Annotated in this window: 6 protein-coding genes; 2 read left to right on the forward strand and 4 right to left on the reverse strand. The window is 64.8% G+C overall.

What is annotated here, in order from left to right; translation table 11 throughout:
• The coding region (locus Q664_RS28700; protein WP_043402884.1) for an RCC1 domain-containing protein at positions 1 to 329 on the forward strand (329 nt) is incomplete at its 5' end.
• Between the two features lie 58 nt (positions 330 to 387).
• On the opposite strand, the gene Q664_RS28705 is transcribed toward Q664_RS28700, so the two are convergent.
• Entirely contained in the window at positions 388 to 807 is a 420-nt protein-coding gene (locus Q664_RS28705; protein ID WP_043402887.1) for a VOC family protein, read from the reverse strand.
• A gap of 154 nt (positions 808 to 961) precedes the next feature.
• On the reverse strand, positions 962 to 2,212 hold the full coding sequence (locus Q664_RS28710; RefSeq protein WP_052518795.1) for a hypothetical protein: 1,251 nt from the start codon (positions 2,210 to 2,212) through the stop codon (positions 962 to 964).
• 296 nt (positions 2,213 to 2,508) lie between these two features.
• Between Q664_RS28710 and Q664_RS52790 the strand changes: the two genes are divergently transcribed.
• Positions 2,509 to 4,683 carry an ATP-binding protein gene (locus Q664_RS52790; protein ID WP_052518796.1) on the forward strand — a complete coding sequence of 725 codons (2,175 nt, stop codon included), beginning with the start codon at positions 2,509 to 2,511 and terminating at the stop codon, positions 4,681 to 4,683.
• A gap of 14 nt (positions 4,684 to 4,697) precedes the next feature.
• Here the strand turns inward: Q664_RS52790 and Q664_RS28720 are convergent, their stop codons facing one another.
• Together Q664_RS28720 and Q664_RS28725 are read right to left on the reverse strand one after the other, a co-directional pair.
• Positions 4,698 to 5,048, reverse strand: coding sequence for a DUF1428 domain-containing protein (locus tag Q664_RS28720; RefSeq protein WP_043402894.1), 351 nt, complete (start codon positions 5,046 to 5,048; stop codon positions 4,698 to 4,700).
• Positions 5,049 to 5,117: 69 nt separating this feature from the next.
• Positions 5,118 to 8,120, reverse strand: a complete 3,003-nt coding sequence (locus tag Q664_RS28725; protein ID WP_043402896.1) for a hypothetical protein — start codon at positions 8,118 to 8,120, stop codon at positions 5,118 to 5,120.
• Positions 8,121 to 8,324 lie beyond the last annotated feature (204 nt).

Consider the following 8,324-nt stretch of genomic DNA (forward strand, 5'->3'; position numbering starts at 1 on the left):
CGCAGAAGCAGGACGGCACCGTGTGGAGCTGGGGCTACAACTATTATGGCCAGCTCGGGGATGGGACGACCACCTCCCGCTCCACGCCCGCGGCGCTCTCGGGCATCGACAACAGCACGGAGGTCGAGGCGGGCGGCTACTTCTCGGCGGCGCGCAAGCAGAATGGCTCCGTGTGGGCCTGGGGCCAGAACAGCTACGGCCAGCTCGGTGACGACACGACCACCAACCACTCCACGCCCGAGAGTGTGCAGGGGCTCATCATCATCATCATCTACCCGCCGTTCCCGTGGCCGCCCTTCCCGTACGACCCCCCCATCCTCCTGCCCTGAGCTCCGCGCTCCCCAGGTCCGGGCCCCGGGTTCTTCTGAATCCGGGGCCCGTTGTTCTTCAGGCCTTCTTCGCCCGGGCGCTGTTGAACATCCAGTTGATGCCGAACTCGTCGCTCAGGGCGCCGAACATCCCGCCCCACGGGGCGTCGATGAGCGGCTGGACCACGGTGCCCTTCGCCGCCAGCGCCTCGAAGCACTGCCTGGCCTGCTCGGCATCATCGAGCTGGAGGGCGATGTTCACGCTCCCGCCCTTCAGGGGGGTGTCCTCGTTGCTGTCGCTCAACATCAGGATGGCGTCGCCCACGCGCAGTTGCGCGTGCATGACGCGGCTCTTCATCGCCGTGGGACAGCTCTGGTCGACGTCTCCGAAGCGCTGCATCGCCTCGACCTTCGCGCCGAGGGCACGCTGGTAGAAGGCAATCGCCTGCTCGGCCCTGCCGTTGAGGATGAGGTAGGGGGTCGCTGCCTGGATCGTCATGGTGGCTCCTTGTGGCTGGGAAAATGGCTCCAGATGCGAACTTCAACCCATGGACGGCGGGACCGGCTGGAAATCATCGGTCCCCCGCGCCGTTTCCGTTCGCGGGCGGCATTTCGAGCGGGCGCCTGTCCGCTGCTGTCTCATTTCTGAACGGTCAGTCGGCCAGGGGATCCTCGAGGGGCTCCGGCATCTCCCAGAGGGCCTCGGGGTTGCTGTAGCCCAGCTCGAACGAGTCGAGGATCGGCGGCCAGCGATCCCTGAACATCGCCCAGTTGTACTCCGTGGGCTGGGAGGTGAGGGGATTGCCATCCCGGTCCGGCCGGGCATACGCGTAATCCGCCAACGTCCACTCGAGCGGGCCGAAGTGCACCACGAGCATCGGCGTCATCGCCCGCATCAGCGCGGAGCGTGACACCTCGTCCCAACGGGGCCGGGCCGGCGTGAAGACCTTCTGCACGATGTCGTGCTGCTCGCGCCAGGCCAGGTAGTTGTTGGCCATGGCGATGATCGCCTCGCGCGCCTGGAGCCCGGGAGTGAGCCGGGCCTTCTCGTAGAGCGCGAGGCCCGCCACCATCAGGTTCTGGCTGTTCATTCCCGGGAAGATGACGTCGAAGGCGTGGGGTCTCGGGGTGTCGAACGCATGGGCGAGCGCGTAGTCGTAGGCGAGCCGGGCTTGGGCGGGACTCGTGCCCGGCAGGGAGAACTCCGTGAGCACGCGCTCCGGAGTCACCGTGCCGGCGGACTGGCGCCACGTCAGGTACGCGGTCGCCGTGCCGCCGATGTCCGTGAAGATGGCCACGTTGCCCTCGTGCAGCGTGCGCTCCAGCGTGAGCACCACGGACTCCGCCTTGTCGAGCGGGTGCCACGCCGGAGCGCTCCAGTAGAGCAAGGCCAGACGTGCGGCGGTGAGGGTGAGGGTACGGGGATCCGCGAGCGCCTCGACGTTCATCGCGGTGGTGAGGGCGGCGAGCGCGGCGGCCGCATCCGTGGGCAGACCCTGGAACATGAGCTCCAGGGAGAGCTGCTCCAGGGCCAGGCGCGGGACACCCGTGAGGCCCACCCGCCCGAGTGCTTCCGGGGCGGAGAACGAGGGCCCTCCCCGGGCCGCGTCGAGGATGTGTCTGGCCAGGGCGGCGCCGAGCATTCCCTTGCCCGCGGATTGTGACGCGTGGGGCGCGAAGAGGAACCAGCTGGGGCGGACACTGCTCGTGCCTCCGGGCTGGAAGTCTGGATCCAGCAGCGCCTGGAACGTGGGGGATATCTGGATATAGAACCCGGTGATGTGGCGGTTGTCCTCCAGGGGGGTGTTGCCGTCATCGGCTCGTGCTGGCGCGGCGGACAACCCGGTGCTCAGCAGGAGCGCGGCGAGCACATACCGTGATGCGCGCGAGGAACCTTTTGTCATGCGGTGATACTCCCGGCGTGGGGTTCAGGAAAGCGGCGAAGGTAGCATCGCGAGGAGTCGCGGACACGCTGGCCGGCGGTCGCAGGCCCCTCGCGAGGTGATTCATCGCCCTTCCGGCGCATGGATACTTCAGCCTCGGGCCGTTTGCCTGACACTCCTCGTTCGTTTCGAACCACTTCCGAGGGTTCCCCCTATCCAGGCTCTTCGGATTCCGCTCTCGTGACCGGGGACGGGAGGCGTGCTCTCCGATGCTCCGGGAACAAGTACGGGTACACCGCTGGCTTGTCCTCACCGGCTTGATTGTCCTGGCCGGAGCGGCCTTCGTGTTCGGGCGCGGGCTCTTCGAGGAGAATGCCCGGGATGCGTTCACCCCGGAGGAACGGGAGTGGTTCGAGCGCCATGCCGACAGCATCGTGCTCGGCCCCTACCTCAACGCTCCCCTGTCGTTCATCAATGACAAGGGGGAGTTCAGTGGCATCACCGCGGACTATGCGCGGTTGTTGGAGGAGAAGTTGGGCGTCGAGTTTCGCGAGGCTCCTCCCACCACCGTCAGCGAGGTGCTCCAGAACATGCGCGCGGGAAGGGTGGATCTGGCGAGCGGGTTGACCAGGACCCCCGAGCGCATGGAATACCTCGTCTTCTCCGAGCCGTACGTCCGCATCCCCATCCTCATCGTCGTGCGCCAGGGGACGTGGGAGAGGCTCACCCTCGATGAGATGGAGGGGTTGAGGATCTCGGTCGGCGAGAACTTCGGAGCCCATGAGTATCTGAAGCGCACCCATCCCGAGCTCCAGCTCGTCCCCGTTCCCAATGATCTCGAGGGACTGTTGCGCCTGTCGACCGGCGAAGTCGACGTGATGGTCTTGCATGTCACGGCCCTGTCCTTCCACGTCACCCAGGAGAACCTGACGAACCTCCATGTGGCGGGAAGGCTCCCCTATGAATATGAGCTGGCGATGGGGGTCCGGAAGGACGAGCCGATCCTGCTTCGCATCATCCAGAAGGGGTTGGATCGAATCACGGAGAAGGAGAAGGAGACCATCTGGAGGCGATGGGTCTACGCGAGGGCGTCACCGTTCTACCGGGATCCCCTCTTCTGGCGGGTCGTGGTGATTCTGCTGGTGGGCGTGGCGGTGGTGGTGGGGACGGTCATCACCTGGAACACGGCGCTGAAGCGGCAGGTGCGAGCGCGGACCCACGAGCTCGCGGAGGCACACCGGAACGTCTCGTTCCTCGCGGAGGCCAGCCTCATCCTCTCCGAGACGCTCGATTACAGTGAGACCCTCTCGCGCCTGGGTGAGTTATGCGTGCGCCACTTCGCGGACTGGTGCGTGATCGACGTGATGGTCGAGGGGCGGATCCGTCGGCTGGCGGGGGCTCATGTCAGTCCCACGAAGCGCCCCCTGCTCGACACGCTCGCCGAACGCTACCCGGCCCGGGAGGGAAGCCGCAGTCCGGCCAGCGAGGTGCTCCGGACCCGTCAGCCCGGGCTCTACCCCGAGCTGTCGGAGGAGGAGATCCGGGCCACGTGTGAGAGCGAGGAACATACGCAGCTCATCGTCGCGCTCGGAACCCGGAGTGCCATCTCGGTGCCCCTCATCTCGCGAGGAAACATGCTCGGGGTGCTCACCCTGGGCTCGGGCCCGTTGGGACGGCGCTACGGGAGCAAGGAGCTCGAGCTGGCCCAGGAGGTGGCCCGGCACGCCACCCTCGCGTATGACAATGCGCGGCTGTATCAGCAAGCCCAGGATGCCATCCGCATACGGGATGCCTTCCTCATGGTCGCCGCCCATGAGCTCCGCACGCCCCTGACGTCCCTGAAGCTCCGCCTGTCGATTCTTCACCGGGCGGTCCAGGGTGCTCCGGAGCAACCGGTCCGCACCGACACCCTCCTGCGCGAGCTGCCCCGCATCGAAGCGCAGGCCGAGCGGCTCCACACCCTCATCGAGCAGCTCCTGGATGTCTCGTGCATCGGCGCGGGGCGTTTCGAGTTGATGCGGGAGGAGGTGGACCTCCGCCAGGTGGTCCGTGACGTGGTGGAGGACCTGGGCGAGCAACTGGCACGCAGCGGTTCCCCGTTGGAGCTCCGGACCGGGGGCCCCGCCATCGGGAGGTGGGACCGGTTTCGAATGGAGCAGGTCGTCACCAACCTGCTCGAGAACGCCATCAAGTTCGGAGCGGGAAAGCCGCTGGAGGTCAGGGTCGAGCCCGGACCGGACGCGGTGCGGCTCAGCGTCCGGGACCAGGGCATCGGATTTCCGAGTGAGGCCAGGGCCCGTATCTTCGAGAAGTTCGAACGGGCGGTCTCGGAGAGGCATTACGGAGGGCTGGGGCTCGGGCTCTTCATTGCCCGGCAGATCGTCGAGGCCCACGGCGGCACCATCCTGGTCGAGAGTTCTCCCGGAGCGGGCTCGACCTTCACGGTGGTGCTTCCGTATGGAGAGGCGCGCGCGGCGCCTCCACCAGGATGACACCCGCTCGGGCGTCACGTGTCGATCAGCACCTCGAACCCGCCGTAGATCATGCGCTTGCCGTCGAAGATGGTGCCCGTGTTCACCTTCATGCGCGGGTCTTCCATCATCTTCTGGTTGCCCGCGTCACGCGCGGCCTTCGAGGGCCATTCGATCCACGAGAAGACCACGATCTCCCCCGGCTCGGCCTTCACCGCGCCCTTGAAGTCGGTGACCTTGCCATCCGGCACATCGTCGCCCCAGCACTCGATGACCCGGAGCGCACCGTACTCCTTGAACACCTGCGCGGCATCGGCGGCCACCTTGCGGTAGGCCTCCTTGTTGGAGGCGGGCACCGCGGCAACGAATCCATCGATGTAACGCATGGCGTTTCTCCTCGCGCGTATGGGGAAGTCCCAGGGCTGTCTTACCGCACCTGGGTCCATCCCGGCACGTCAACCCGCCTTCTTGAGCGTATCCTGTGGCAGTTGGAGCTCTGCCTCTTCCAGGCTCTTCTTCGCGGCTTGCAAGCGGGACAGGTACGCCAGGAACTGTTGTTTGGTTTGCTTGGAGATGGAGACCGGAAGGGTCTTCCTGGCCTGGAGCAATGCGTCGATGATGTCCTGGAGGCCGGGCTCGAGATAGCCGATGACCTCCTGGACCTTCCGCCCGGCTTCGCCGACCTCCTTCATGTTCTCGCCCAGCTTCTCGAGGGCCGTCCTGTCATGGTCGAGCCGGGTCCAGTAGGTGGAGATCTTCTGCCGCGTCCCCGCGGGCACCACGGCCTTGAAGGAGTTCGACCTCAAGTCATGGACGAGGTTCGTGAAGAGGGACTCGAGGGGATGCATGACGAGCCTCACGATCTTGTTCTTCAACGTGAAGAACGCGGGTTCGCTCATGTTCGGGCGGTCCTCGGCGAGAGGCTCATCCTGCGTGCGCATGGCCATGTCCGGTGGGACGTGGAGCCCGGATTCTTCCAGCTTCTTCTTCGCGGCCTGCAAGCGGGACAGGTACGCCAGGAACGGTTGTTTGCTTTGCTTGGAGACGTAGACCGGAAGGTTGTTCTTGGCCTGGAGCAATGCGTCGATGATGTCCTGGAGGCCCGTGTCGAGGTAGCCGATGACTTCCTGGAGCTTCCGCTCGACATCGCCGACCCTCTTCACGCTCTCGCCCAGCCTCTTGAGGGCCGTCCTGTCATTGTTGAGCCGGGTCCAGAAGGTGGAGATCTTCTGCCGCGTCCCCGCGGGCACCACGGCCTTGAAGGAGTTCGACCTCAAGTCATGGACGAGGTTCGTGAAGATGGGTTCGAGGGGGTGTGTGATGAACCCCAGGACCATGTCCGTCAAGACGGAGAGTTCGCGGGCCACCTGGGGACGCGCGCCGCTATAGCCCTGCCAGAGCTGGGTATAGGCCCCCCAACGCGCGAAACCAATGGCGTCTGACAGGAGGTAGACCTTCTTCATCATGGGGATGTACTCGTTCATGAGAGTCCATCCGTCCTTGTCTTTATTGAATGAATCCCGCGAGCGCTCGGTCAGGCTGGTCGCGAACTCCCTGGTGTCTTGGTTGTTGTGCATCAACAGCTCTCCCGATTGATACCGGTCGAGGGAGCCCGTGTTGTATTTCAGGTTCGAGCGCAGGAAGATGACTTCCTTGATTCCCTGGGCGGTGCCGGACTGCTTCAGCGTGTCGCGCAGCTGCGCGAGGATGGGATACAGGTATCCATTGGGGATGTCCGAGGCGAACTTCGTGTAGTCGATGACGAGGTACACCTTGGAGTAGTCGACGGTGAAGTCCTTGATGGACGCTGGCTTGTTCTGGAGGAGTGTCTGGACATGAGCCAGGATCTCTTTGGCGATCTGGACTCCGACCGTGGTGGCGTCGGGTTTATTCAGGAACCGGCTGTGAAGGTCATCGGAGAGGTTCAACCAGATCTGGGTCGCCGTGCACTTCTTCGGGCGGGTGTCATTGGTTTTCACCTTCTCGGCGAGCTCCTTGGGGTTGAGCATGCCGTTGCCCTGATAGAACTCGAAGTAGGGGGTGAAGGTGGTGAGTCGTTGGAGGTTGGTCCCCATGGCGAACGGGCCGATGGTTTTCGCCCAGAGCGCCTCGTAAAGCTGGTCCGCCGCGGCGGTACCCGAGGGAAAATAGAACCTGTCGAAGGTGCTGTTTCCAATCTTGACGGGTTCCACGAGCAGGCCTTCGGACAGGCCGACCGAGGGCTCCCACGTGTCGAGGAAGGGCTTGAGCCGTTGCTGGGTCTTGAGGGTGTCGACGATCTTCCGCATGGACAGGCAGGTAGCGCCGAGGAAGAGGAACTCCCAGAGCGTGGACTCGAACACCCAGAGGTAGTCGAAGGCGGCGTCGTTCTTGCTGAGCCCCTTGCGCCGTAGCTCCTGGAGCTTCATGGTCCGGGCATCGATCTTCTCCCGGATGTGCAGGAAGAACGTCCGCAGGAGGGGGTTGTGCTTGTCTGCCTCCTGGCAGAGCGCCAGGGCCGCGTCCACCAGTTGGAAGAGCCAGTTGAAGGCGAGCGTGGGGCCGTTGCTCCCCATGAAGAGATCACGCAACACCTTCACGTGCTCCGCCCCGACGCCGCCGTATTTCAGGTAGTTCTGCTTGTCGGTCGGCGACATCGACTTCATCAGGGAGAGCAGCGCATCCAGATAGTCCGTATCCAGGACGTAGGCGCCCAGGGACAGCCGCGTGCCCTCGGTCTCGGTGCTCTCGTTCTTCTCCCAGGTGCAATAGCCCGGCTCGGCGAATCCAAACGAGCCCAGGCTCGCGTATTGGACGCGGGACAGCGGAGAGGAGGGGGTGCTCGTGGAACCAGGCATCCGCGGCGCGCGGAGGGTCTCGCGGGCGTTCTTCTCTCCTCTCAGGAGCAGGGGGAAGGTCGCCGTGAAGCGGGTGGGGGGAAGATACTTGAGATCCTTCCGGGGAGTGATGACGGCCTGGGCCGTGCCCTGGGACGGTGTTCGTGGTTGCTTGATGGCCTTCAACAGCACGCTGACGGGCGCGGGGAGGCTGCCGGAGAAGGGGCGCGCATAATGGGTGTCGGCTCCTGTTTTCAGGAGCGTGGTGGATTTGCGCGCCCGGCCACCCCCCGTGGTCCTGAAGTCGAACAGCGCCAGGTTGACCACGAACTGGTTGTGTCCGACTCCCAGCTTCTTGCTGATGTCCTCCAGCATCTTCTGGAGGTCCTGCATGCCCTGGAGCTTCTGGGCTTTCGATTGGATCTTCCCGATGTCCTCGAGCTCGATGTCGATCTCCTCGAGCTTCTTGAGGGACGCGACGATCTGTGAGGACGTGTCCTTGATGGCCTGATGGGAGGTCAGCAGGTTCTTGGCTGACTCGGACACGGACAGATGGGCGGCTCGGAGGATGCGAATCTGCTCGAGGTCGCCCGTCTTCTCCTTCTTCTCGATGTCGCTCCGGGGTTCCCACGGGGGGGGCATGTGAGGCTCCTTGCGCTCTTCGGGGGCGAGAGGGGGAGCCGCATTGTTTCCGGTGGAAGCGTGGGGAACCATGGCTCACGGAGTTGGTTCCCGAGGGCGTACCAGGGCCGTGATCTCATGAAAGGTGGGCGTGGAGAGCCACGTTCCCCTGCGGCCGCCAGGCCCTCACCGTGGAGGACCCGGCGGCGGGTTCGACTCACACGG

It is taken from the genome of Archangium violaceum Cb vi76 (genome assembly GCF_000733295.1).
Classification (GTDB): domain Bacteria; phylum Myxococcota; class Myxococcia; order Myxococcales; family Myxococcaceae; genus Archangium; species Archangium violaceum.